The organism is Pelagihabitans pacificus, from assembly GCF_009371985.2.
GTDB classification, from domain to species: Bacteria; Bacteroidota; Bacteroidia; order Flavobacteriales; family Flavobacteriaceae; genus Pelagihabitans; species Pelagihabitans pacificus.
In genome coordinates, this window is record NZ_VIKU02000003.1 from 1 (window position 1) to 26,148 (window position 26,148).

Genomic DNA, 26,148 nt, shown 5'->3' on the forward strand with positions numbered 1-26,148 from the left:
AGGACGGTCAACGTGGTAATGACCGACGCCACCCCGCCGGTCATCACGCTCAACGGGGCGAACCCCCAGGAAATCGAACTGGGAGCGGGCTATACCGAACTGGGGGCGACCACCGACGACGGTTCGCAGGTCGTCATCGACGCCACGGAGTTCGTGGATGCCGTGGGCAGCTACACCATCTACTACAACGCCACCGATACCGCTGGTAATGGCGCGGTCGAGGTGACCCGTATGGTCAATGTAGTCCAAATCAACCCAACCCAGACCTCTGTGCCCAATGTGGTAAACCTGGAGCAAGCAGCCGCGGAGACAGCTATTGAGGATGCAGGTTTAGTAGTGAGCAGCATCGCTACGGCCAATAGCGATTTGATTCCCTCGGGCAATGTCATCGTTCAGAACCCGACTGGAGGAACATTGGTAGCTATCGGCACCAGAATTGAATTGGTCATTTCCCTTGGAGCCCCATGTCAGGTAGTCATCCTGGAACAACCAGAAGGATTGGCGGTATGCCCTGGTGCTTGTCCATCCCTTTCCGTAGTCACCGAAGGGTCGGGAACGATAACTTATCAATGGCAACTGAACGGTGAAAACCTCTTGGGACCACAAGCGACCAATGCGACCATCACTTTGGATGCTGTTGATGTACAGAACGACGGTGATGCGTATGCTTGTATCATTACCTCCGATAACGGCACACCCGACGATCGCTCGGACGATTGTTCGGTGACCACCGATGTGGCGGTTTTGAATGTGGGTCCATTACCGGTAGTAAACTTTAGCGCCTTGGCCGATATTGATTTGAATGCTGGAATACAAACCGGGCTTACTGGGGGACTTCCCATAGGGGGTGTGTATTCAGGCCCCGGGGTTACAGATGACGGAAACGGACAAACCTACAGTTTTGCCCCGGTAATAGCTGGTCAAGGAATACATACACTTTCCTATACCTATACAAATCAGGACGGATGTTCCAATTCAGCTAGTGATGAAGTGGTGGTGGTGCTAGATCGGGCAGTAGTGCCCGATGTAGTAGGACTTTCTGAAGAAGAGGCGACTTTGGTCCTTGAAGGGGTCGACCTAACGATCGGTACGGTGACCATGACCAATAGTGACACGGTTCCGGCAGGCTTCGTTATCGGTCAAGATCCCGGGGAGGGTTCTTCGGTTATACAAGGCGCCGCGGTAGACCTGGTGGTGTCCGCAGGTACTACCGAGGTTTCCGTACCCGATGTAGTTACTATGAGTCAGGAAGCTGCGGAGAACGCTATCATAGCCGCTGGTTTAATCGTGGGTATAATCAGTTACAGTAGTAGCGATATCATTCCGGCAGGAAGTGTAGTCGATCAGAATCCACTCGGAGGAACCTTAGTAGGTATTGGCACTAGAATCGATTTGGTCATCTCTTCTGGGGAAGAAACCCCGACACCTTCTATAACAGGTTTTATCTTGATGAATGCGATCACCGGGGAAAATCTAATGACCCTATCAGAGGGAGCTATTATTGATATTTCGACCCTTCCTAGCGACCCATTGAATATAAGGGCGATTGTTTCAGAAGATACCGGAAGTGTTCGATGGGTACGTTCCGGCACTGATAATTATAACAGAACGGACAATGTTGCTCCCTTTGAAATATTCGATGGTGATGGAAGCACTTTCATACCTGGTAGGTATAGCATCCAGGCCACTCCCTACTCAGATAGTGATTTGGCCGGTAACCAAGGTATGACCAGGACGGTCAACTTTGAGATTATCGACCAAATATCGGATTGTGCAACTTTCGAAATAAACGTGGATTCCTTCCAAGACCCCTCCAGGTGTGGCGGTACGGACGGACGTATCACCCTTCAAGCACTCGGGGCGTCCGGAGCCGTGACATACCAATGGAGTCATGATGCCCATATAACAGGGAATGAGGCAAACAACCTGGCGGCAGGTACGTACACGATTATTGCCACGGATGACGATTGTATGGATACAATAGTTTTTATACTAACAGACCCGCCGTTGCCAGAAGTAAGTTTGGACGCATTTGTCGATGTTCAGGAAACTGATGATGCCTTTTCATTAACAGGTGGTTTCCCTTCAGGAGGCGTTTATAGCGGAATGGGAGTCGAGAATGGGTCATTCAATCCGTCGGAAGTCGGTGAAGGCACCTATGAAATCTCCTACACGTATACCGATGAATTAGGTTGTAGTAATAGTGCTATCTCAAGTATTACTGTCCAGCCTGTTGGCGCACTTTCCATTAACGGTTTTGTTCTTGTGGATGCCGATACCGATGAGGACATCATGCCATTGACCGATGGTATACAAATCAATCTTTCGGATTTGACAACTGAAAACCTAACCATTCGAGCTGAATATTCGGGAGCGGTAAAAAGTGTTCGTTTCTTGCTGACCGGTGCGTTTGACAGTGAATCTACCGTGAGTCTGGTGCCCTATGCAATTTTTGGATACGGCCCCCAAGGTTATATGGGACAACAATTTTTGATCGGTACCTATGAATTGATGGCAACGCCGTATTCGCAGAATGAGGGAGGGGGAATTCGGGGAAATACCGCAGCCATTAGTTTTGAGATGGTACTACCCTCATCATCAGGACGGCCAGATCGCAAAGGAATGATCGTATACCCGAATCCGGCGGACCAAAAAGTAATGGTCAGTATTGAAGGAGGTGCAAAAATTCAAAAAATTGGTGTATACGATATGTTAGGCCGTCCCATGTTAATTTCTGATATGGAACGTTTGGGCGGCAGCCAGGAATATGAATTAGAGGTTGCGCAATTGTCACCAGGGAGATATGTTCTTTTTACGATAAACGGGCAGGGAGAGACATTGCAACAACAGCTTTTAATAAATCGATAATAAATAAAGACCCAATAGAAATTTAGAGTTTCCGGTACGTATCGAAAAGATTCATTCGGTTTATTGGTCTACGGTACCCAATGTATAGGTCGATGAACGATTCCTGTCTCTTGGCGTGAAGGTGCCCGTCCCAAGAATTCGACTAAGACTATACACCGTCCGTCTCTCTAGCATCCGACCGCTGATTAGGAAAGCTTCCTATCAAATCCTCTTACTTTGAACGGGTTGATTTATTATAGGTAATGCTATCTTTGCGCCATGGAAGAATGGTACCACTACCTGCTCCTGATCGGGGTGGGTTTTGTTGTGGGGTTTATCAATACGGTGGCCGGGGGTGGGTCGCTTCTTTCCCTGCCCGTACTTATTTTTTTGGGGCTCCCGCCAAGTGTGGCCAATGGGACCAATAGGGTAGCGGTCGCCATTCAGAATACGATGGGTACCGCGGGCTTCGCCAGCAAAGGGGTGTCGACCTTTCCTTTCAATATGTATTTGGGAGTCTCCGCACTATTCGGTGCCATACTGGGAGCGTACATCGCCGTTGATATCAAAGGGGAGACGTTTAATAGGATTCTGGCCATTATCATGATCCTCGTGGTGCTGGTCATTGTGTTTAAGCCTAAAATGAAGGTAGAGGAAATGCAGGAACTCGTACTGGGTAGACCCCGCTGGATAGCGACTGCGGCTTTTTTCTTTTTTGGTATCTACGGAGGTTTTATCAACGCTGGGCTAGGCTTTGTAATTATCTTATTTTTGCACTATGTAAACAAGATGACCTTGGTAAGGGCCAATGCGACCAAAACAGTTGTGGTGCTTATCTATACGCTGGCTGCCTTGGCCGTTTTTATAGCAAACGACAAAGTCGATTGGAAAGTAGGACTGGTCTTGGCTATCGGGAATGGTACAGGGGCTTGGATAGCCAGTAGGTTTTCGGCAAGTAAAGGAGACGGATTCATAAAGGCCTTTTTAGTGGTCATGGTGGTCGTCTTATCGATCAAACTTTGGTTCTTTGATTCATAATTAAAAACCTACTTCCCTCAAGATGGAAGTTTTATAACAAATGAAAGATAGTATTACCAGTTTGGAATGGCGCTACGCCGTAAAGAAATTTGACTCGGGTAGGATGTTGGACGATGAACAGGTAGAAAAACTTAAACAGGCCTTTAACCTTACTGCTACGTCCTACGGTTTGCAGCCTATTAAAATGATGGTGCTGCAAAACAAGGAAGTACAGCGTGCGTTGGTAGCCCATTCTTATGGACAGGAACAGGTAGCACAGGCATCCCATGTCCTAATCCTTTGTATCGAGAACCAAATCGATGCTCGCTATATTTCCGACTATTTTGAACAGGTACGAAAGGTTAGGGGAACCAGCGAGGAGATTTTGAACCCGTTTAAGGAGGATTTGGTGAATAGTTTTTCGAAAAAAGATGTGGACGAAATCAAGCGATGGTCTACCAATCAAGCCTATTTGGCCATGGGAAATCTGTTGACCATCTGTGCGTTGGAAAAGATTGATTCCTGTCCCATGGAAGGTTTTGTACCCGAAGCGTACGATGCGCTCTTAGGACTTCATGAAAAAGGGCTTACTTCGGTATTGGTCCTACCGATAGGCTACCGCGCCGAGGATGACATGTTTGCCGATTTTAAAAAAGTACGAAAGAATCTGGAAGAAAGTGTCATTGATATCAATTGAAAGGCGAGAGGATCAAGCCTATGGAAGATGTACGATCAATTTAAGAAATAGGACCGATATGCCGTTCGTTCAAATCAAATCCTATTTTGCCATAACCAATAACCAATAACCAATAACCAAAAAAAAAAATATGCCAGGATTTGAACTGTTTGGGGATAAGGAACGAGCGGAAGTACAGCAGGTACTCGATACAGGAGTATTGATGCGGTATGGTTTCGATGGGATGCGTAACGGTTATTGGAAGGCCAAGGAACTTGAAGAGGCCCTGGCTGCCCGAATGCAAACAAAATACGCCCAAGTTTTGAGCAGTGGCACGGCCGCGTTGACGGTGGCTTTGGCCAGTGCGGGAGTAGGAGCAGGAGATGAGGTCATCATGCCGACCTTCACGTTCGTGGCAAGTTTCGAGTCAATTTTGGCAATCGGCGCCATTCCAATATTGGTCGATGTCGACGATACCCTCACCTTGGATCCCAAAGCGGTTGAAACAGCGATTACCAAACGGACCAAAGTGATAATGCCGGTTCACATGTGCGGCTCTATGGCCGACCTAAGAGCCTTGCATGTTATATGTCAAAAGCACGGATTGCTGTTATTGGAAGATGCCTGCCAGGCTATTGGAGGTACTTTTGAAGGAAAACCGCTGGGAAGCTATGGGGATTTGGGTTGCTTCTCCTTTGATTATGTCAAGACTGTCACCTGTGGCGAAGGAGGGGCGATGATTACCAACAATGAGACCTATTATAAAAATGCCGATCATTACTCCGACCATGGGCATGATCATTCAGGAACGGATAGGGGAGCGGAGCACCACCCTTTTTTAGGGTATAATTATCGGATTTCGGAGTTGAATGCTGCGGTCGGTTTGGCACAAATAGGCCGTTTGGACGAGTTTTTGGACCTTCAGAAAAAGCATTATTCCATTTTGCGAAACGCCTTGGAAACGGTAGAGGGCATTTCGTTCCGACGCGTGCCTAAAGGCGGCGAGGAGAGCTATGCGTTTCTAAACTTCTTTCTTCCAGATGAGACAAAGGCCAGGGCTGCCCATAAGGCGCTAGGCACCGCTGGTGTTGATGGATGTTTTTACTGGTACGACAACAACTGGCACTATTATCGTAAATGGGAGCATTTGATCGGGAAAAAATCCTTGGGAAAATTGCCAAAGGAAGTATATGAACAATTACCCGACTATCGTAAAGCCAATTTTTCAAAGTCCGACCATTGGATGGGTCGCACGATTTCCTGTTTGATTAAGTTGGGATGGAACGAGGAAGCGGTGCATCAAAGGGCCACGACCATGGTCGATACCCTCCGTCCTATAGTTTAATAGGGTACATATTCCACAATTTCCAGACCGTATCCTACCATACCCACTCTTTTTGCCTGGGTGTTGTTGGTCAGTAAGCGCAGCTTGCTGATGCTGAGATCATGAAGAATCTGGGCACCCACTCCAAAATCCTTGGCATCCATTTCAATTTTTGGCGCTTTATAAATACCCTTTTTCTGTAGTTCCTGTAATTCCGATAGTCGGTTCAGCAGGTTCAAATTGCTCGATTCCTGATTGATAAAGACAAAGGCGCCTTTTTCCTCCGTATTAATGGCGGCAAACATATCCTCCAATTTCTTATCGGGATTATTGGTGAGTGTACCCAAAATATCATTGTTGACCAAGGAGGCATTAATGCGCGTCAATATCGGCTCATCCGCTTTCCAATTTCCTTTGGTAAGGGCGATATGAATCTGGTTATTCGTCGTCTGTTGATAGGCACGCAATCGAAATTCACCAAAGCGGGTGGTGATGTTGAAATCCTCTTTCTTTTCGATTAGACTGTCGTTTTCCATACGATATGCCACCAGGTCTTCGATGGATATAATCTTTAAATCGAACTTTTTGGCGACTTCGACCAATTGGGGCAAACGGGCCATTGTACCATCTTCGTTCAATATTTCCACCAAAATCCCTGCGGGATGCAGTCCGGCCAAACGAGCAAGGTCGATGGCAGCTTCGGTATGCCCGGTACGTCTTAGGACACCTCCATTTTTTGCACGTAAAGGAAAAATATGTCCGGGCCGTCCCAATTCGTGCGGTTTGGTGTTTTCATCGACCAAAGCCAAAATGGTTTTCGAGCGATCATGCACTGAAATACCGGTGGTACACCCATGGCCTATTAGGTCTACCGAAACGGTGAACTGGGTTTGATGCAAGACGGTGTTGTTTTGCACCATCATTTCAAGTTCAAGTTCCTTACAACGATCTTCGGTAAGCGGGGCGCAAATAAGACCGCGGCCGTATTTGGCCATGAAATTGATCATTTCAGGGCTCACCTTTTCCGCTGCGGCGATAAAATCCCCTTCATTCTCCCGATTTTCGTCATCCACTACAATAATGACCTTTCCTTGGGCAATATCGGCAATGGCCTCCTCTATGGTATTAAGCTCTATATTCTTTTCCATCGTGGTTATCATGTAGTCGCTATTTTACTTTTCTTTTTGAAAAGGTTCTTAAAGTAATCGGAAACGGCTCCAAAGTTCATCATGCCCTTATCCGCTGTCGCCCTCTTGGTGAGATAGATGCCCAAAGGTAGCATAATCAGTGTAGATAACCATGCCCCCAAGATGGGGTGAATATTGTTTTCCTTGGAGTAGTTTCCCGCAAAAACCCCTACGAAGTAATACACTAAAAACAGGATAATCGCGATGACCATGGGCAAACCAACCCCGCCCTTACGAATAATGGCACCTAATGGCGCTCCTACAAAGAATAAAATAATGCAGGATAGTGCGAGGGCATATTTTTTATGCAATGACAAAATATGCATATTATAAATTTTGTAGCGTTTCTGCATTTCATCCTTTTTAGCCGACACCGAACTCAGTATACTAGCGGTGGAATTTCTGGCGGAGTTCATAATCTGCATTTTTTGCCAATCCTGAAACAAGTCTAAAACGTTAGCGGAAGCGGACAGGGAATCGCCAACAATAGTGTCTACACTATCTGAGAATTTCGGATCAGGCATCGAGTCTTTACCACCGTCACTTTGCGACTGGGCAATCACCTTGGTAGTCGCAGCAACTGAGGGTATGACCCTTCCTGTCGTTGATTCTTCCCCAATTGGTTCCGGGGTCGACAGGGAATCCTCCGGGCTCAACGGTACGAACCCTCCCTTGCGATTCACGATGTTTTTGGAGAAAGCCTCAATAATGCGAATATTATCTTTCTTTATGGAGTCGATATCCTTCTTCAATCGGCTTACGTTCTTCATTTTATCGGTACTAATGTTCCGCTCCTCCTCCAAATCTTGATCCATTTCGGGAATCTCGATATTGATGCGGTATACTTCAAAATTAGCCCTTGCAAAGGGATATTTTCGCTTGTACTTGGACCTTTTCGTCTCCAGATCACGATAATAATGGCCATCGTTTAATACTAGTTGAATAACGTCGGAGTTCTCGCTGCTGACCAACTCCCCAGTTTTGGCCTTAATGACGGTGTTATTGATATTGGTGGCCGTTTTTTGATGAATGATGACATTCCTGAGATATCGGTCCTTTTCCCCATACTTTTCGTCAACCTTGATACTCATTCCTTCAAAATCGCTAAAAACACCTTCTTCAATAGCGGCAGCGGGTTTTACCTTAGCGATATTACGCCGCATGTTGTATATTTTTTGCTCGGAGGCGGGAATCACACTATTGGCAAAGTAAAAAGTGACACCCCCCAAAAAAGTAACGAATATTATGAGGCTTAGCATTGAACGTTGCAAAGAAATGCCCGAGGCCTTCATGGCGGCAAACTCATAATTTTCGGCAAAGGTGCCAAAAGTGAGAATCGATGATAGCAATACGGTGAGCGGAAGTACCTTTTCGGTAAGGTTGGGCATTAGATAGAACAGGAACTTCCCGATGATAATAATATCGAGCCCTTTTCCGGCCAAATCATCGATAAACAGCCATATCGTTTGAAATATGAAGATGAACATCAATATGACAAACGAACTAAAAAAATTAAAGAGAAATCTCGATAAGATATACCGGTCTAGAATTCGCAACAGTCTAATTTCTTATGATATAGTACCCGTTATCCTTGTACTTTTCTTCATCAAAAGTAAATAAGGTTTCCGACAAAGGCTGATCCGTTTTAAAAGAATTAACAGTAATGGTAGTGGTGGTTCCGTTTTTTCCGGTTTCGATCAACTTGTAGATATGCTTGGTCTCCACGTCGATTCCCAATAAAATTGATTTGATTTCCGTATTCGTATCAATGGGAACAAGTTTTACAAACTGTATTTTTCTGCCTTGCACGTTTTGAAGAATATCCCAGGAGTACGTATGGCCTTCTTTGTAAAAAGTGAGCATTTTGGAAGGTGTGATGGTGTTTTCGTCATTTGATTGGGTGTCGATGATGACCTCCTCATTTTCGGGGACAATGTTGTACACCATTCTTCCATCATATAACTGTTGGGCTCCCAAGTAATTGAACAAATACTTATCTCCCTGTAAGGTAACGTCGCCACGCGTCTCCGTATTCACATTGGCCTCGGCGTTGTTCAGGGAATATTTGAAATCAACATAAATATTATCGTAGCTTTTCACCTTGTTATAGACTTCATCCAACAAAGCCTTTGCCTTTTCCGCATTCTGTGCGGAGGCAAAAGCCGAGACAAATAGGGTACACGCTACTAGTAGAATTTTTTTCATGGTGGTTTAATTTTTCTCGTTTTCCAATAATTGATGCAAGGCTGCCAAATCCGATATAAGAACCTGTCTTGCCTTACTACCTTCGAACGGACCTACAATGCCGGCGGCTTCCAGTTGATCAACGATACGCCCGGCCCGGTTATACCCTAATTTGAGCTTTCGCTGAATCAAGGAGGCGGACCCTTGCTGGGCTGTAACGATAACTTCTGCCGCTTCACGAAACATCGAATCGCGTTCCGAAATTTCATAATCAATACTTGTGCCAGAATCTTCACCAACGTATTCCGGGAGTTCATATGCTTCCGGATAGCCCCGTTGTGCCCCGATGTAGGCGGTTATCTTTTCCACCTCAGGAGTGTCGACAAAGGCGCACTGAAGCCGGGTTACATCGTTCCCTTGCGTAAACAGCATATCGCCCCGACCAATCAACTGATCCGCACCCTGGGCATCCAAAATGGTTCTGGAATCGATTTTGGAGGTTACCCTAAACGCAATACGCGCCGGGAAGTTCGCTTTGATAATTCCCGTAATCACATTTACCGAAGGTCGCTGGGTCGCAATGATCAAATGGATACCAATGGCACGCGCCAACTGTGCCAACCGGGCAATCGGGGTCTCGACCTCTTTCCCGGCCGTCATGATCAAATCGGCAAATTCGTCGATGACCAAAACGATATACGGCAAAAATTTATGGCCGTCATGGGGATTCAATTTACGGGCCTTGAATTTTACATTATACTCCTTAATGTTTCGCACCATCGCCGCCTTTAATAGCTCATAGCGATTGTCCATTTCGATACAGAGGGAGTTTAGCGTGTTGATTACCTTTGTGTTATCGGTAATGATGGCGTCTTCCGAATCGGGTAGTTTCGCCAAAAAATGACGTTCGATCTTATTGTAGAGGGTCAATTCGACCTTTTTGGGATCGACCAACACAAATTTTACCTCTGCCGGGTGTTTTTTGTAGAGGAGGGAAGTCAAAACGGCATTCAACCCTACCGATTTACCTTGTCCCGTTGCGCCGGCCATCAAGAGGTGGGGCATCTTGGCCAGGTCCACAACAAAAGTTTCATTACTAATGGTTTTACCAAAGGCAATCGGCAGCTGCATTTCCGCCTTTTGAAATTTGCTAGAAGCGATGACCGATCGCATCGAAACAATCGTGGCATTCTTATTGGGCACTTCGATACCGATAGTACCTTTCCCAGGAATCGGAGCGATAATGCGGATACCCAAGGCCGCCAGCGACAACGCAATATCATCTTCGAGGTTCTTGATTTTTGAAATGCGAACGCCCGCATCGGGTACGATCTCATAGAGTGTTACAGTAGGGCCTATGGTCGCTTTGATCTGTGCAATCCCGATTTTATAATTCTTGAGGGTTTCAACGATCCTGTTCTTGTTTTCCTCCAGTTCTTCTTGATTGATGGTGATTCCACCTGTGGCGCCGTGTTGATCGAGAAGTTCAAGGTTGGGGAATCTATAGTTCCCCAATTCCAAGGTAGGGTCAAATTCCCCAAAGTCTTCCACCAACTTGTCGGCTATATTGTCTTTCTCCTCCTTTTCCTCGACCACTTTCTCTACTTTCATGGCCAATTCCTCCTCGACTTCTTCCGTCACAGGGGCGGTAACCTCCAAAGTTTTTTCGGTCTCTTCCTTTACCAGGGGCGGAATATCTTTTTTATGGGTATAGGTATCTACAATCACTGGTTGATCCTCCTCCAAATCGACCCTTATAGTGGTATCTGCGGCTGTTTTTCCTTCCAATTCGGCCGCTAAACTTGTTTTTTTGCTTTGGAAGTAGCTAAGAAATACTTCTGGGTTAAAGTCAAAAAACCGCACCAGAATAAATATCAATCCGAAAAGAAGTAAAAGAAACACCCCGATTTTACCGGTGTAGTCCTGTAAAAAATCGTTCATTTCGAATCCAACCAACCCCCCTAAAAGAGGTTGCTCCACCGCGAAAAAACCGAGGGCGATCGATATCCAAATCATGAATAATAGGCCCCATATCCATTTCCTGAGCAATCCTTGTTTGGTGAGGCTCAGGAACAGTTGTAGACCGGTCAAGAATAACAAGGCCGTAATAATAAGTGAGGCCAAACCAAAGCCTTTGTAAAGCGCAAAGTGGCTTACCGCGGCCCCAAATTTGTTCAGCAAGTTTTGGGCTTCTTGGTTACGGTCGTGGAACTCGCTCAAAAGGCTCTGATCGTCTTGCCAGGTAAAATAGAACGATATAAAGGAAAAGAATAGGGCGATACTGAAAAGCATCAAGAGGCTTCCCAGTATTATTTTATTTTGCTTGGATATCTTAAAAGGCTGCTTTTTTTTGGTAGATTTTGTTTTAGCCTTTGTTGCCTTCTTTGCCATTAAAATTCGGGTTCTGGGGTCAAAAATACAAATTTAGCAGGGAAGCTGCTCAAAAAACCTTTGGTAGGTAGATGATAAGACCAACGATACTCGAGGCGATGGAGACCAGCATTACCGCCCCGGCGGCAATGTCTTTGATAAAGCCGATTTTCGGGTTGTGGTCGGGATGCACAAAATCGGAAATCTTCTCTATGGCAGTATTGAGCCCCTCGATACCCATGACCAAACCGATGGCCAATATTTGTAAAATCCACTCGGTACTTGAAATATTGAAGTAAAAACCGGCGGCAGTTACTATGATTGCGATAAATACCTGAATCTTGATACTCGCCTCGGTACGTATCAAAAGAAGGGCTCCACGTAAAGCGAAGCCCACACTCTTGATTCTATTTGTCAGAAATGATTCCTTAGCCATTCGCTAGTGCTTCAAGGGCCCCGGCATAGTCGGGCTCGTCGACGATTTCCGGAACCTGTTCCGTGTAGACCACCTCACTATCTTCATTCAACACGACCACTGCCCGCGAATGCAGGGGCATGAGCGGACCGTCTGAAAACGAGAGTCCGTACGATTCCCCGAAATTACCATCCCTGAAATCCGAGAGCATCTCCACGTTTTCTATGCCCTCGGCTCCGCAAAAACGCGCTTGGGCAAAAGGAAGGTCTTTGGAGATACACAGTACCACGGTATTATCCAATCCAGCGGCCTCCTTGTTGAATTGCCGTACCGATTGGGCACAAGTACCGGTATCGATACTCGGGAATATGTTCAAAACCACCTTTTTTCCCCGATAGTCCGAAAGGGTCGCATCGGATAGGTCGCTTTTAGTTAGCTGAAAGTCTGGGGCGTCACTTCCTTTGGAAGGCAATTCGCCCATTGTATGTATTTGAGTTCCTTTAAGTGTTACTGTTGCCATAGTATGGTTTAATTTTGTCGTGAAATTATAAAATTTAGAGGTGTTATGTAAGAAATTGACCGGAAAAAGATCTTTCCCATAGCAATGGGTGATACGTTTTTGGCTTGTACTGGTTTGAGTAGGTTTAGGCGGCTTCCTGACTTTGGACCAATTGTTTGATTTTTATTTGGAAGGCTGCAAAGGTAAGGGTCATAAACGGACTCAGCCAATTGAAGATGGCGTAAAAGAAGTAGTCGGCGACGCTCACCCCCAAAACACCACTGTGATAGGCACCGCAGGTATTCCATGGTATGAGCACAGAGGTAACGGTACCTGAATCCTCTAAAGTCCTACTTAAATTTTCAGGGGCTAACCCCCTGTCATTATAAGCTTTAGCGAACATTTTTCCAGGAACAACGATGGCCAGGTACTGATCCGAGGCGGTGACATTCAGGGCCAAGCAACTGCCTACTGTGCTGGCGAATAGGCCGAAAGTAGTCTTCGCCATTCCGAGTAGGGCTTTCGTAATACGCGAGAGGGCACCGATTCCGTCCATAACGCCTCCAAAGACCATGGCACAGATAATCAGCCAGATGGTGCCCAGCATTCCTTCCATTCCCTTGGCAGAGAATAGATCGTTCAAGGCCGGGTTGTCGGTTGCAACACTGGTACTCACCGTAATGGCGTTCATTATCCCTTTGTATCCCGATACGAAATCAAGGCTGTCGGAGCCTCCGACAGTGGCAACGATGCCTGGTTGGAACAAGAGCGCGAAAAGCCCTCCTAATAGGGTGCCGATCAATAGGGCCAAAAGGGGAGGGGCCTTTTTCACAATTAAGAATACGACGGCAACCGGCACTAAAAATAACCACCCGTTGATGTTAAATGCGGCGTCGATGGAATCCAAAATCGCCTTGGTATCCGTCGTACCGGAACTGTCGATGACAAAGCCCAATATTATAAAAACGGTCAGGGCCACGATATAGGTGGGTACGGTGGTCATGCTCATATATTTGATATGACTGAACAATTCCCCACCCGCCATGGCCGGGGCGAGATTGGTCGTATCGCTTAGCGGCGAGAGTTTGTCCCCAAAATAAGCTCCTGAAAGTACGGCGCCCGCAGTCATTCCAAGGGAAATTCCCAAGGCGCTTCCAATACCTACCAAAGCAATGCCAACCGTGGCAGAGGTGGTCCAGGAACTTCCCGTGGCAATGGAAATGATAGAGCAGATGACCACACAGGCGGCTAGAAAAATAGTGGGATTCAAAATTTGCAGACCATAATAGATCATGGAAGGGATGATGCCGCTGATCAACCAAGTACCCGCGAGGGCGCCGACCATTAAAAGAATCAGCAAGGCACCGGAGGTAGACCGCACATTCTCGGCAACCTCGGTCATCATCTGTTTAAAGGATACTTTATTAAAATGACCGACAACGGCTGCCACTGCCGCGCCCATGAGCAAGATAAACTGGTTCGAGCCACTGAGCGCATCATCACCGAAAACAAAAACATTGTAAGCCAGCATTCCAACCAGGATGAGCACCGGAAGAATGGCTTCCCAGATGTTCAGTTCCTTATTTTCGATAATATTTTCTTCTGTGGGTGGGTTCGGTTGAATGTTTTGGCTCTCCATAAACTGGTACATCGGTTAGAACGTAATATTACGATTTTGATGCCTGTCTTGCAAACCTTGGTCAAATTAGGAAGTAGCCCTGGTAACTTGCCTATTCAATATTCCGACCGATTCCATACATTCCGTCATCAGCGTGTAGGTGCGTTCGATATCGTCGTCAAGCCCTACAGAGAAACGTATCAATCCAGCGCCCAATCCTATTTTGGTCTGCTCCTCCAACGGAATTTCGGAAGAAGTGGAGGTCCCCGGAGCACTGAACAAGGTTTTATAAAATCCAAGGCTTACGGCCAAATAACCCAATTTTCGGTCTTGCATGCGTTCCATTAAAGCATTGGCATTTTCCAAAGACCCCACATCCAAGGTCATCAACCCTCCATAACCATAGGCTAGGTTCATTTGATTTTGAAAAATCGTATGTCCAGGGTGCGAGGGAAGCCCTGGGTAGACTACCCGTAAACCATCGTTTTCAAACCTTTGTGCCAAATAAAGGGCATTTTCGCTGTGTTTTTTCATTCGTATATGGAGTGTACGCATGTTTTTGAGAATGGAAGCCGCCCGAAGACTGTCCAACGTACTTCCCAAAAGCATCCCTGCACCATTATTTACATCCTTGAGTGAAAGGCAAAATTCCTTGGTTCCACATACTACTCCGGCCACACAGTCACTCGTCCCGTTGATAAATTTGGTAAGACTATGTATTACGACGTCGGCCCCCAACCTGGCCGCGGGTATCGACAATGGCGAAAAGGTATTGTCGACTACCAATGGAATACCGTATTTCCTGGCCAATTGGGAAAGTGCCTGGATGTCGGCCACTTCCAAAAGCGGATTGCTGACACTTTCACAATAAATCATTTTAGTGTTAGGGACGATGGACTGTTCTATCGCCTCCAGGTCGGTGATTTCTACGAAAGAAGTCTCGGTGGCGAACCTTTCGAGAAAGTTTTTCAGAAACGCGTAGGTGCCTCCATAAATGGTACGGCTACTGATAATATGGTCGCCGGCACCACAGATTTGCATGATAACGGAAGCAATCGCCCCCATACCACTGGCATATACATTGGCGGTTTCCGTACCCTCCATTGCGGCCAGGGCTTCGCCTAGATATAGGTTGGAAGGCGATGAGTGGCGGCTGTAGAGATAGCATCCTTCCGTATTCCCCTCAAAGGTATCGAACATCGTTTTTGCCGATAGGAAGGTATAGGTCGAGGAATCGGAGATAGATGGGTTTACGCCACCATATTCCCCGAAATATTGTAAATCCTGTAATTCGTTCACTGCCTTATGGTCCATAGTCTTTGATTTGATCCATAAAAATATAACGGATTAGTTTATTTTTCAATCTAAATGCAATAACTTAGAAAATAAATCTACCATATAAGTTTTTAGTAATATAATAATCTAATTAACGAATTTTTCCTCCATAAAAAATGAAAATAAAACATGATGAAACTGGATAAAATAGACAAGGAACTACTGAACCTGTTGCAAAACGATAGCAAAAGGACCACCAAGGAATTTGCCAATGAGCTCAAGCTTTCGACCACGGCAATTTATGAACGTATCAAACGTCTTGAAAGGTCGGGAATCATCACGGGCTATGTCGCTTTGATCGATAGAACGAAAGTGGACCGGTCGTTTACCGTCCTATGTCATGTAAAACTGATACAACATATCAAGGATTTTGTCATTCAATTCGAGCGAGAGGTGCTCAAGTTGAAGGAGGTGGTCGAATGTTTCCATACCAGCGGGGATTATGACTACATATTGAAGATACATGTGAGCGATATGCAAGCCTATCGTGACTTTATGATTACCAAACTGACTGCCATCAGGCACATTGGAAGCACCCAGAGTTCCTTTATAATCAACGAAGTTAAGAACAGTACGGCTGTCTTTCTGGAATAGGAAACCACACCCAAATTGTTGTTAAATAGTAATCTGTCGGTTGATTTATATGCTACATTACGGTTTTAATTACCATACGATGAATAGAAATCATTTTTTACGGAACATCGGGCGTGGCAGTCTTGCTTTAGGCGTTTCACCTTTAGTATCATTCAACAGACAGGACGGGGAAAAAATGGACCCAAAAGTCGTACAGGAGTTTGTTGGGGCCTGCCATAGGGATATGGACAAAGTGAAGACCTTGCTCGAAGAATATCCCACCTTGCTCAATGCGGCCCATGATTGGAAAAAGGGGGATTTTGAAACGGGATTGGGGGCCGCTTCCCATGTTGGCTATAAAGAGCTGGCCCAGTTCTTATTGGATGAGGGCGCTCAGGCCAATATTTTCACAGCCTGCCTATTTGGTAAAATGGATATCGTAAAACCGATGCTTACCGCTTTTCCAAAATCACTGAACGCCCTGGGTCCGCATGGATTCACATTGCTGCACCATGCGGAAAAAGGAGGGGACGAAGCGTTGGAGGTCAAGGAATATCTCCTCTCGTTAGGGGCCAAAGAAACGAAAGTGGCACTTTACTAGACGAGCTCGAAGGGAATATCTTAGAACAGGTATCAACACACCGTTCCCGTTTATTTTCTGCATTGCCCAACAACAAAACATTCGTACTTTTGTGTCTTGAAATTTGGGATCGTTCCTTTCAAGGAAGAATACCCGGAATTGACAAAAATTACACTATGACTCAATATGATGTAGCCGTTATTGGCTCTGGTCCCGGGGGTTATGTAGCAGCGATACGTTGCGCCCAATTGGGAATGAAGACCGCGATTATCGAAAAGTACAGTACCTTGGGAGGTACGTGTTTGAACGTTGGATGTATTCCTTCCAAAGCCTTGTTGGATTCTTCCCATCACTTTGAGGATGCCACGAAGCATTTCGAGGAACACGGCATTGAAATTCCAGGGGAAATAAAAGTGAACCTGGAAAAAATGATAGCCAGAAAACAAGGCGTGGTCGATATGACGACCAAGGGTATTCAATTTTTGATGGACAAGAATAAAATCGATGTCTACCAGGGACTGGGCAGTTTTAAGGATGCGACCCATATCAATATCAAAAAAAGCGATGGAAAGACCGAGACCATCGAAGCTAAGAATACCATTATAGCTACCGGTTCCAAGCCTGCAAGCTTACCATTTATCGAAATTGACAAGGAACGGATTATTACCTCGACGGAAGCCCTTGAATTAAAGGAGATACCGAAGCACATGATGGTTATTGGGGGTGGAGTCATCGGATTGGAACTGGGGCAGGTATATAAAAGGCTAGGTTCCCAAGTAACGGTCATCGAATATATGGATCGTATTATTCCTGGAATGGATGCCGCTTTGTCGAAAGAGCTGATGAAGGTCATGAAGAAGCAGAAAGTCGGTTTCCACCTATCCCATAAGGTGAAGTCCGTTGAAAGAAAAGGCAAGGAGGTCATCGTAAAAGCCGATACTAAAAAAGGGGAGGAAGTAGAATTTAAAGGAGATTACTGTCTAGTATCCGTTGGCAGGCGCCCTTATACCGATGGGCTCAATGTGGAAGCGGCCGGAGTAGAGATGGGTGAAAGGGGGATGATTGCCGTTAACGACCATCTTCAGACCAACGTTCCCAACATCTACGCCATTGGTGATGTGGTACGCGGTGCGATGCTAGCCCATAAGGCCGAGGAGGAAGGCACCATGGTCGCTGAGATTTTAGCGGGTCAAAAACCCCATATCGATTACAACCTGATTCCCGGGGTAGTCTATACCTGGCCCGAAGTGGCGGCGGTTGGCAAGACCGAAGAGCAATTAAAGGAGGCCGGGGTCGAATATAAGTCTGGACAGTTCCCTATGCGTGCCTTGGGCCGTGCCCGTGCCAGTATGGATATTGACGGATTCGTAAAAATATTGGCCGATAAAAACACCGATGAAGTGTTAGGGGTACATATGATCGGCGCCCGTTGTGCCGATTTGATAACCGAAGCGGTGACGGCCATGGAATTTAGGGCCTCTGCCGAGGATATCGCCCGTATGAGCCATGCACACCCAACCTATGCCGAAGCGGTGAAGGAAGCAGCTTTGGCGGCTACGGACAATCGAGCCTTACATGTCTAGTGAAGGCCTACTATGCGCCCTTCTAAGCGCAATAAAAATGCTTTAAAGTCAAATCAAACTGTTATGTGACCCATCGCAAAAGGGTGGGTTACCTGTTTGTTTGCAGGTGCAAAGCCAAGCTTCTTTTGCCTCTTCGGCCGTAAAACCAAGGGCACCCGGCTTATCATGGGCCCTATGGGAACCGTCACAAAAAGGTTGCTGTTCGCTATGGCTGCAAGTGCACCAGGCATAGCGTTTGTCTTTCACTAAATCAACTTTGATAGGTGCGTATGGTTCGTTGCTCATGGTTCTAATGAATTATTGAAGTAACGAATATAACAAAAGAAAGGTTAGTTAGCTTTTCACCAGTCCGATAAGTCTTAGAAATCTATAAAATGAATTTTTTAGCAGTTCCGCTACATAAAGAACTGCCAATTCCGACTTGATCCAAGTGAACCGAAGAATTGTACGCATAGTTAATTTGATAAACTCTTTTTGTTCCTCGTAACGCAAAGCGGTAAATGTACAAATGACCATAAAAATTAAGGCTCCCGAGATGGCAGTCACCGGATGAAGCGAATGGTTGAAAAACGCATAGAGTCCTAGGCCAGTAAAGCTTCCGTATAAAATGATGAAGTGTATCACGTAAATCGAAAGCGTACTCTGTCCGATTTTTAAAATGGTACTGTTCTTAAGAAGACTTCGTATCGACATAAAAGTTGCAAAAACCAAGAATACATCCCCCAAACGAATAAACAAGTAATTATTGAAATAGATATCGGCAAACAATTGAATATCAGTGACTCTTGATATCGACAAAAACAAATCGGAGGAATAGAGTATGAGTCCACTACCGATGGCTATAGATAGGGTGATGGCAGTAGGGTATAGGTACTTATGACTTCTATACTTGGTGAATAAGAGCGATAGAAAGCCCCCGAAAGTTGCATAACCGAACCAGGGAAAAATAGTAAACACCGAACCGTTCACCCGGGTGAAGTAATTCGCAATGGCTTGCGGTAAAAATTCAAGCTGCATGCCTTTGTAGGCCGGTTCAAACAGAAACAGCATCGTTGTAATGCCGAACAGGATGGACGGAAAAACGTTCTTCTTCAATTGATTGGTCAGTAAATAAACCCCAATAATTCCTAAAATCGAAAGTCCGATACAATGCAACACATCGACCAGGTAAAATGAATCGTAGACTTCCCCTTGTAGTAATCCGAATAGGTTCATGCGAAGCAAATAACCTATGAAAAGCAGCTGCAATCCTCTACGGACACCCTTGCGTACCCTAGGGTTTTCAAGGCCCGTTTTATCACCGCGTACCAACAAATAAGTAAAAATAAAACCTGAAACGGTAAAGAAAACAGGAGCGGTGATTCCCCTGAAGTATTTCCATATTGAAAAAACAATGTTGTTGTTATCCCTGAATATAGGGTCTAGCAACCCATCTATGAAATGGCCCTGCAGCATCATCAAGATGGCCCATGCGCGCATGGCATCGATGAAGTATAGTCTAGCTGTTTTGTTATCCACCTTCGGGGTCATTATTTAAGTTGATAGGTCGTTTGCAAAATTTCCTCAGTATGCCCGCTTTCCATGCTTCAAGGTATCCTATATACTTGTATTGCAGTATCTTTGGATCTTTTGCGCTGCAAAATTAGACAAAATACGAACAAGTCACGATGATTTGGGGTATTTTCGAGGCTTTGAAAATTGTAAAACGTAACTATGGCAACAATATTGGCATTCGCGGGAAGTAATTCCTCCACTTCGATCAATTATCAGTTAGTTCGCTATACCGCATCATTGCTTAGCGACCATGAACTTCTGGTATTGAATATGAGCAATTATCCCTTTCCGATGTACAGCGAGGATTATGAACGGGAAAACGGGTATTCAAATTCGTTGGTCGAGTTGCGCGACGACATCAAAAAAGCCGACGGGCTCATCATTTCTGTCAATGAACACAATGGGAACCCATCGGCCTATTTTAAAAATGTAATCGATTGGTTATCCCGATTGGAGCGAACCTTTATTGCCGACAAGAAAATTTTCTTGATGGCTACTTCCAACGGCAAGCGGGGAGCGATTGGATCCTTGAAGGTAAGTGAGGAATTAGTATCCGGTCGGTTTAAGGCACAGGTGGTAGAGACTTTTTCTTTACCCTCTTTTAAGGATAATTTTGACCCAACCACCGGTATTCAAGATGAAGAACTGGCGAAGGAGCATCAAGAAAAATTAAAGTCTTTTCTGGCCAAACTATAGCAGTTGAGAAGAACGGTATCCTTTAAAGTCGATGGTATCCAAAAGTTTAAGGCCCAAACCTTGCAGTGGTCCCATCAGTTTCATGAAAGTTTATGGCTCGATAGTAACGGGCATTCGAATCGCCATAGTTCTTTTGAATCCCTTCTGGCAATCGATGCCCTTACCGTGCTGCAGACCGATGCCGTAAATGCTTTTGATGCCCTGGAGGAATACCAGGCAAGGGTCAACGACTGGCTTTTTGGCTATTTGTCATACGATTTAAAGAACGATGTGGAGCAACTCGATTCCAGCAACCCGGATAGGTTGCAATTTCCGGAGCTTTATTTTTTTCAGCCAAAGAAAATAATCCGAATTCGCCACAACGCGGTCGATTTCATCTATTTAAAAATGGTGGAGGATGAAATTGAGCTGGATTTTCGATCCATTATGGAAGGTGATTTTCGTATCGACAAGGAGAGCGACCCGAACAATGCGCTTCGAATTCGAATGGGTATTTTCAAGGATGAGTATTTTAAACGGGTACGACGAATGTTGGACCACATCCATCGGGGTGATATTTATGAGGCGAATTTTTGTCAGGAGTTTTATGCGGAAGACATCCAAATCAATGCGTTGCGTTCCTATCAAAAGTTAAATGCCATTTCAAAACCACCATTTGCCTGTTTTCTAAGGTTTGGTGACAAATACGTGCTTTCGGCCTCCCCGGAGCGCTATCTAAGGAAGCACGGGAATAAGGTGGTTTCGCAGCCAATCAAAGGCACCGCAAGGCGTTCAAAGGATGATGTTCAAGATGAGAGCTTGAAAGCTTCCCTGGCCAACGATACGAAGGAGCGGGCCGAAAACATCATGATAGTCGATTTGGTGCGCAACGATTTATCGAAGAGCGCACTAAGGGGGAGCGTAAAGGTCGAAGAGCTTTGTGGGGTGTATTCCTTCGAACAGGTGCATCAGATGATTTCAACAATAAGTGCCGAAGTAGCCGAGAGCCAGAACCCGGTAGCATTGATACGGGAGACCTTTCCCATGGGAAGCATGACCGGGGCGCCAAAGGTGTCCGCAATGAAAATTATCGAGGAACTGGAAGCGTTCAAACGGGGACTATACAGCGGGACTGTGGGGTATTTTACGCCCGATGGGGATTTCGATTTTAATGTGGTCATCCGTAGTATTCTCTATCATGAGACGAAAAAAAAGGTCTCGTTTTCAGTGGGAAGCGCCATTACGGCCAAGGCTATCCCCGAAAAGGAATACGAGGAATGCCTATTGAAGGCCAAGGCCATGCGGGAGGTTTTGGAGGGCTAAGGGAGCTTGACAAATACTTAGGGACCAAGAATATGTGTGTCCAAATATGTAAGCTGGTCCATTCCAAAGCACCCATCCTAGAAAGCATTGCTCAAGTAAGAAAAATACAAATGGAAGAATTTCAATTGAAAGCCTTTGGCCTGAAAATTCGGGGGGGATACCTGCGACCGGAACGCCCAAGAGGGTCGGTGGTGTTGGTGCACGGCTTTGGCGAACATTCGGGACGCTATTTGGAGAGCGTGGCACCCATGCTGCTTGAATGTGGGCTTGCGGTAGTGCTCTACGATAATATCGGCCATGGAAAATCGGGCGGTAAGCGTGGCCACTGCCCCAGTTATGAAGCATTATTGGACGTTTTGGAAATGGTGGTGGCCAAGACAAAAAACTTGTTTCCAGAACTACCCTTGTATTTATATGGGCATAGCATGGGCGGTAATCTGGTACTGAACGTGGCGATACGTCGGTCACTGGACATCAGGGGCTTAGTGGTGACAAGTCCGTACCTACGTTTGGCCTTTGACCCACCGAAATGGAAACTACTGCTCGGTCGATGGATGCTCCACATCATGCCTTCGATAACCTTACCATCCGGTCTGGACCCCAAAGGAATCTCGAGAATCCCAGAGGAGGTGGAAAAATACAAGACAGACCCCCTTACTTTTGATCAGGTAAGTCCTATGTATTCCCTTCCGGTGATGGAAGCAGGGGAGTGGGCCGTGCAACATGCGGCAGATTTAAAGACCGAAGCGCTGCTGCTCCATGGGACGGGCGACCCGATAATCGACTTCCGGGCTACGGAGGAATTGCACAAAGGAGCTACGGGCACCTCTTTGTATTTGTTTGAGGGCGCCTTTCACGAACTGCATCATGATCGTTGTAAAGAAGAGTTGCTTTCAATCGTTCAGAAGTGGTTGGACGCGCGAATTCCATAACGGATAAAAAGTGCCAAAAAAGGTATTTTCTACCTAACTTTGTGGCGTGTTGGAAGCATTTAAGGGGCATGTAAAAAAATCTTTTCCGGAATTATTGTCCGAACGGTTCCTATTGGCCTGTAGTGGGGGGCTAGACAGTGTGGTGTTGGCGCATTGTTGTACGACAATGGACATGGAGTTTGCCCTAGCGCATTGTAACTTTCGACTACGGGGCGAAGAAAGCGATGGGGACGAGCGCTTTGTTGCCAATCTCGCCAAGAGTTTGAATAAATATTTGTTTATAACACATTTTGATACAATAGGTTACGTAAATAAAAATAAAGTATCAGTTCAAATGGCTGCCAGGGAACTTCGCTATACATGGTTCGCTGAAATAATGAAACAGCAGGGTATCGATACCTTGGTGACCGCACATCAGGCCGATGATAACTTGGAAACCTTTTTTATTAATTTATCAAGAGGTACAGGTATCGACGGACTTAAAGGAATCCCTCCCAAAACCGATACAGTGAGTAGGCCTTTACTTGCTTTTTCAAGGGCGGAAATTTTGGAATATGCGAAGGCTTCACGACTAGAATGGCGGGAGGATAGCAGTAATAGGGAAACCTATTATTTGCGCAATAAGATTCGGCATGAAATCGCACCCATTTTGAATGAACTGCATCCCGCGTTTCAAGATAACTTTGATCGTACCCAGGCCTATTTGGGTGATACGGCCTTGGTTTTAGAGGCTTACAATAAAAAATTGAGGTCGGAATTGTTTCAATCAGAAAATGGTGTCGTTCGCATAGAAATTACGGATTTACAGCAATTACATCCGCTCAAGCCCCATATGCACTTGCTTTTAAAGGATTTTGGTTTTACCGCTTGGAACGATATTGAAGGTTTGCTGACTGCCACCAGCGGAAAGGAAGTACGGTCGAAAACCCATCGTTTGGTAAAGGATAGAAAACAGTTGTTGCTTGAAAAACTGGGCTATTTGGACACACGGACATACCACATCCATGAAAACCAAAGAGAGATGACACATCCCTTTCGGTTGAAGATCGAGTGCTCGGATGAATTAGGTGAAACCGCTGTGAATACACTATATGTGGATAAAGAAACGTTAAAGTATCCCCTAACTGTTAGGAAATGGCAAAAAGGCGACTATTTTCATCCATTGGGTATGAAAGGGAGAAAAAAGTTATCCAAGTACTTTAAGGACGAAAAAGTGGATGTCATTTCCAAGGATAAGCAGTGGTTGCTCTGTTCGGACAACCAAATCGTATGGGTGGTCGGAAAGCGCGCGGACGAACGTTTTAAAGTACGGAAAGATACCCGGAAAATTGTAAAATTTGAATTGATATAATGAAACAGCTAGTTGTATTTATAGCATTGATTGTCAATGTGTTACCTGTGTTTTCACAGGATGATGACAATCCGGTGCTGTGGTCGCATGAGGTGAACAAAATTTCAGATACTGAATATGAGTTGGTCATGACCGGGAAGATTCATGAAGGCTGGCATGTGTATTCCCAATTCACCGCCGAGGGCGGATCTTTGCCCAGTGAATTCACCTACCTAAAAGCCGGAGAAGATTATGAGTTGGTAGGGCTAACTGGCGAAAGCAAGACCCTAACCGAATACAGTGATATTTTTGAGGTTGATGAAACCTTTTTCAAAAAGGAGGCCGTCTTTACCCAAAAAATCAAATTGTTGGATAAAACCGTAAGACAAGTCGATGTGGATTTGTTTTATCAAGTGTGCAAGGAGGTCTGTATTCCAGCGGATGTTTCCTTCAATTTTTCGTTGGATGGAGGCTCTGTTAGGTTGGAAGAAAAAACCTTGGATGAACGAAGTCTTACCTTAGGGAATTCCCTTCAGCTGAATCTGAAGAACAAGGAGCTTCTAAATACTCGTGGTGAGGCCAATGTCTATGCCGATTCCGGCTTGTGGACGATTTTCGGGCTGGGTTTCTTGGGAGGTCTCATCGCCCTCTTGACCCCTTGTGTCTTTCCCATGATTCCGTTAACGGTTTCCTTTTTTACGAAACAATCGCAAAACAAGTCGAAGGGCATCGTAAATGCACTGCTTTACGGCTTCTTCATTGTACTGATTTACTTTTTATTGAGCTTGCCCTTTCATCTCTTCGACTCGGTAGATTCGCAAATCTTGAATACCATCGCTACAAATAGTTGGTTGAATATCGCATTCTTTGCCATCTTCGTGTTTTTTGCCTTTTCTTTTTTCGGATATTATGAGTTGACCCTACCAAGTTCCTGGGCGAATAAGATGGATGCCGCCTCGACCCAGGTAGGCGGTTTTTTGGGTATATTCTTTATGGCGGTGACGCTGGCGATTGTTTCCTTTTCCTGTACCGGACCTATATTAGGTGGATTGCTGGGGAGTACGACACTCGCCCAAGGCGACGTAGCGACTAACCTATCTGCGGGTATGAGCGGTTTTGGAGTGGCTTTGGCATTGCCATTTGCCTTGTTTGCCTTATTTCCTGCTTGGTTGAACTCCCTTCCAAAATCAGGTGGTTGGATGACCACCGTGAAAGTAGTTTTGGGATTTTTGGAACTGGCGTTGGCGTTCAAGTTTCTTTCCAATGCAGATTTGGTAGGGCACTGGGGAATTTTAAAGCGGGAGGTTTTTATCGTCATTTGGGTGGTTTTGTTCCTCTTGATGGCCGCTTATCTTCTTGGTCTCTTCCGATTTCCACATGATGGCCCTAAGCAGAAACTTTCCCCGACACGTAAAGTCTTCGGATTATTCAGTGCCGCCTTTTCGGTCTATCTCATACTGGGATTGGCAAAGCTTGCACCGCTCAATGTGTTAAGTGGATTGGTTCCACCCGATTTTTATAGTGTTTTTGAACAAGAAAGTGATTGTCCGCTCGGCATAGATTGCTTTAAGGATTTTGAGCAGGGGGTGGCCTTTGCTAAATCGGTGAATAAGCCCATTTTGCTCGACTTCACGGGTTGGGCCTGTGCCAACTGCCGGGATATGGAAGAAAACGTGTGGAGCGATTCGGAGGTATATCCGCTTATCAAGGACAAGTATGTACTCATCTCATTATACGTAGATGATAGCGCCGAACTTCCTGTTGATGAACAATTCGATTTTAAGTATGAAACGGGTCGTGTAAAGACCATTGAAACGATAGGGCAGAAGTGGGGTACTTTCCAGACCCTGAATTTTGGGGCTGCCTCCCAACCATACTACGTACTTTTATCACCTGATATGGAGGTATTGAATCAGGCTATTCAAAAAACGGATGTTTCGAGCTATAGGGCTTGGCTGACCACCGGCCTGAGCAAGTTTGAAGAAAATCGGTTGATATCCGTAAAATAATTCTACGTATTTGGCGCGTTAGTCCCGGCCGAACTTCTTCTCTAAAGCCTTGGATGGTTGATATCTCGGTGAACTTTAGGGAACTCCCGACAAGCTAGGGCAATCCTGATACCCGTT

At 45.6% G+C, this 26,148-nt stretch carries 22 protein-coding genes; 12 read left to right on the forward strand and 10 right to left on the reverse strand.

Going from position 1 to position 26,148, the window contains the following annotated elements; all coding sequences use genetic code 11:
* The 4 genes from FK220_RS10650 to FK220_RS10665 all read left to right on the forward strand — a co-directional run.
* The coding region (locus tag FK220_RS10650) for a PASTA domain-containing protein (RefSeq protein WP_152574316.1) at nucleotides 1–2,868 on the forward strand (2,868 nt) is incomplete at its 5' end.
* Nucleotides 2,869–3,126: 258 nt separating this feature from the next.
* A complete protein-coding gene (locus FK220_RS10655) occupies nucleotides 3,127–3,885 on the forward strand; it encodes a sulfite exporter TauE/SafE family protein (protein ID WP_152574317.1) in 759 nt (252 codons plus the stop codon).
* A gap of 40 nt (nucleotides 3,886–3,925) precedes the next feature.
* Nucleotides 3,926–4,561: an NAD(P)H-dependent oxidoreductase gene (locus FK220_RS10660; RefSeq protein ID WP_152574318.1), complete on the forward strand. Its 636-nt coding sequence runs from the start codon at nucleotides 3,926–3,928 to the stop codon at nucleotides 4,559–4,561.
* 130 nt (nucleotides 4,562–4,691) lie between these two features.
* Nucleotides 4,692–5,885 (forward strand): DegT/DnrJ/EryC1/StrS family aminotransferase, encoded by a 1,194-nt coding sequence (locus FK220_RS10665; protein ID WP_152574319.1) that lies wholly within the window; start codon nucleotides 4,692–4,694, stop codon nucleotides 5,883–5,885.
* Here FK220_RS10665 and ribB read toward each other — a convergent pair.
* The 8 genes from ribB to FK220_RS10705 form a co-directional block, all read right to left on the reverse strand.
* Nucleotides 5,882–7,024, reverse strand: a complete 1,143-nt coding sequence (gene ribB / locus FK220_RS10670) for a 3,4-dihydroxy-2-butanone-4-phosphate synthase (protein ID WP_152574320.1) — start codon at nucleotides 7,022–7,024, stop codon at nucleotides 5,882–5,884. The two genes, FK220_RS10665 and ribB, sit on opposite strands and share 4 nt — an antisense overlap.
* Nucleotides 7,021–8,538, reverse strand: a complete 1,518-nt coding sequence (locus tag FK220_RS10675; RefSeq protein ID WP_238718988.1) for an LptF/LptG family permease — start codon at nucleotides 8,536–8,538, stop codon at nucleotides 7,021–7,023. The genes ribB and FK220_RS10675 overlap by 4 nt, the downstream gene beginning before the upstream one ends.
* Before the next feature lie 73 nt (nucleotides 8,539–8,611).
* The gene (locus FK220_RS10680) at nucleotides 8,612–9,256 is read right to left on the reverse strand and encodes a LolA family protein (RefSeq protein ID WP_152574322.1); all 645 of its coding nucleotides are present in this window, start codon (nucleotides 9,254–9,256) and stop codon (nucleotides 8,612–8,614) included.
* Between the two features lie 6 nt (nucleotides 9,257–9,262).
* Nucleotides 9,263–11,626, reverse strand: coding sequence for an FtsK/SpoIIIE family DNA translocase (locus FK220_RS10685; RefSeq protein ID WP_152574323.1), 2,364 nt, complete (start codon nucleotides 11,624–11,626; stop codon nucleotides 9,263–9,265).
* 49 nt (nucleotides 11,627–11,675) lie between these two features.
* A complete protein-coding gene (locus FK220_RS10690; RefSeq protein ID WP_152574324.1) occupies nucleotides 11,676–12,041 on the reverse strand; it encodes a diacylglycerol kinase in 366 nt (121 codons plus the stop codon).
* Nucleotides 12,034–12,540, reverse strand: a complete 507-nt coding sequence (gene tpx / locus FK220_RS10695; RefSeq protein WP_152574325.1) for a thiol peroxidase — start codon at nucleotides 12,538–12,540, stop codon at nucleotides 12,034–12,036. Before tpx ends, FK220_RS10690 begins: the two co-directional genes overlap by 8 nt.
* Nucleotides 12,541–12,664: 124 nt before the next feature.
* Nucleotides 12,665–14,158, reverse strand: a complete 1,494-nt coding sequence (gene nhaC / locus FK220_RS10700) for a Na+/H+ antiporter NhaC (protein ID WP_152574326.1) — start codon at nucleotides 14,156–14,158, stop codon at nucleotides 12,665–12,667.
* Nucleotides 14,159–14,224: 66 nt separating this feature from the next.
* Entirely contained in the window at nucleotides 14,225–15,451 is a 1,227-nt protein-coding gene (locus FK220_RS10705; RefSeq protein WP_152574327.1) for an aminotransferase class I/II-fold pyridoxal phosphate-dependent enzyme, read from the reverse strand.
* Between the two features lie 153 nt (nucleotides 15,452–15,604).
* Between FK220_RS10705 and FK220_RS10710 the strand changes: the two genes are divergently transcribed.
* From FK220_RS10710 to lpdA, 3 genes are all read left to right on the forward strand, one after another.
* Complete coding sequence (locus FK220_RS10710; protein WP_152574777.1) at nucleotides 15,605–16,066, forward strand: Lrp/AsnC family transcriptional regulator; 462 nt, start codon at nucleotides 15,605–15,607, stop codon at nucleotides 16,064–16,066.
* A 79-nt stretch (nucleotides 16,067–16,145) separates the two neighbouring features.
* Nucleotides 16,146–16,646: an ankyrin repeat domain-containing protein gene (locus FK220_RS10715; RefSeq protein ID WP_152574328.1), complete on the forward strand. Its 501-nt coding sequence runs from the start codon at nucleotides 16,146–16,148 to the stop codon at nucleotides 16,644–16,646.
* A gap of 155 nt (nucleotides 16,647–16,801) precedes the next feature.
* Nucleotides 16,802–18,208, forward strand: coding sequence for a dihydrolipoyl dehydrogenase (gene lpdA, locus FK220_RS10720; RefSeq protein WP_152574329.1), 1,407 nt, complete (start codon nucleotides 16,802–16,804; stop codon nucleotides 18,206–18,208).
* 48 nt (nucleotides 18,209–18,256) lie between these two features.
* Here the strand turns inward: lpdA and FK220_RS10725 are convergent, their stop codons facing one another.
* On the reverse strand, nucleotides 18,257–18,493 hold the full coding sequence (locus FK220_RS10725) for a CDGSH iron-sulfur domain-containing protein (RefSeq protein ID WP_152574330.1): 237 nt from the start codon (nucleotides 18,491–18,493) through the stop codon (nucleotides 18,257–18,259).
* 48 nt (nucleotides 18,494–18,541) lie between these two features.
* A complete protein-coding gene (locus FK220_RS10730; RefSeq protein ID WP_238718989.1) occupies nucleotides 18,542–19,738 on the reverse strand; it encodes an acyltransferase family protein in 1,197 nt (398 codons plus the stop codon).
* Between the two features lie 183 nt (nucleotides 19,739–19,921).
* Here FK220_RS10730 and FK220_RS10735 point away from each other — a divergent pair, with 183 nt between their 5' ends.
* The 5 genes from FK220_RS10735 (at nucleotide 19,922) to FK220_RS10755 (ending at nucleotide 26,031) form a co-directional block, all read left to right on the forward strand.
* Complete coding sequence (locus FK220_RS10735; RefSeq protein ID WP_152574331.1) at nucleotides 19,922–20,458, forward strand: NADPH-dependent FMN reductase; 537 nt, start codon at nucleotides 19,922–19,924, stop codon at nucleotides 20,456–20,458.
* Between the two features lie 3 nt (nucleotides 20,459–20,461).
* Entirely contained in the window at nucleotides 20,462–21,760 is a 1,299-nt protein-coding gene (locus tag FK220_RS10740; protein ID WP_152574332.1) for an anthranilate synthase component I family protein, read from the forward strand.
* Nucleotides 21,761–21,870: 110 nt separating this feature from the next.
* Nucleotides 21,871–22,692 carry an alpha/beta hydrolase gene (locus tag FK220_RS10745; protein ID WP_152574333.1) on the forward strand — a complete coding sequence of 274 codons (822 nt, stop codon included), beginning with the start codon at nucleotides 21,871–21,873 and terminating at the stop codon, nucleotides 22,690–22,692.
* A 46-nt stretch (nucleotides 22,693–22,738) separates the two neighbouring features.
* Nucleotides 22,739–24,043: a tRNA lysidine(34) synthetase TilS gene (tilS, locus tag FK220_RS10750; RefSeq protein ID WP_152574334.1), complete on the forward strand. Its 1,305-nt coding sequence runs from the start codon at nucleotides 22,739–22,741 to the stop codon at nucleotides 24,041–24,043.
* Nucleotides 24,043–26,031: a protein-disulfide reductase DsbD family protein gene (locus FK220_RS10755; RefSeq protein ID WP_152574335.1), complete on the forward strand. Its 1,989-nt coding sequence runs from the start codon at nucleotides 24,043–24,045 to the stop codon at nucleotides 26,029–26,031. Before tilS ends, FK220_RS10755 begins: the two co-directional genes overlap by 1 nt.
* Nucleotides 26,032–26,148 lie beyond the last annotated feature (117 nt).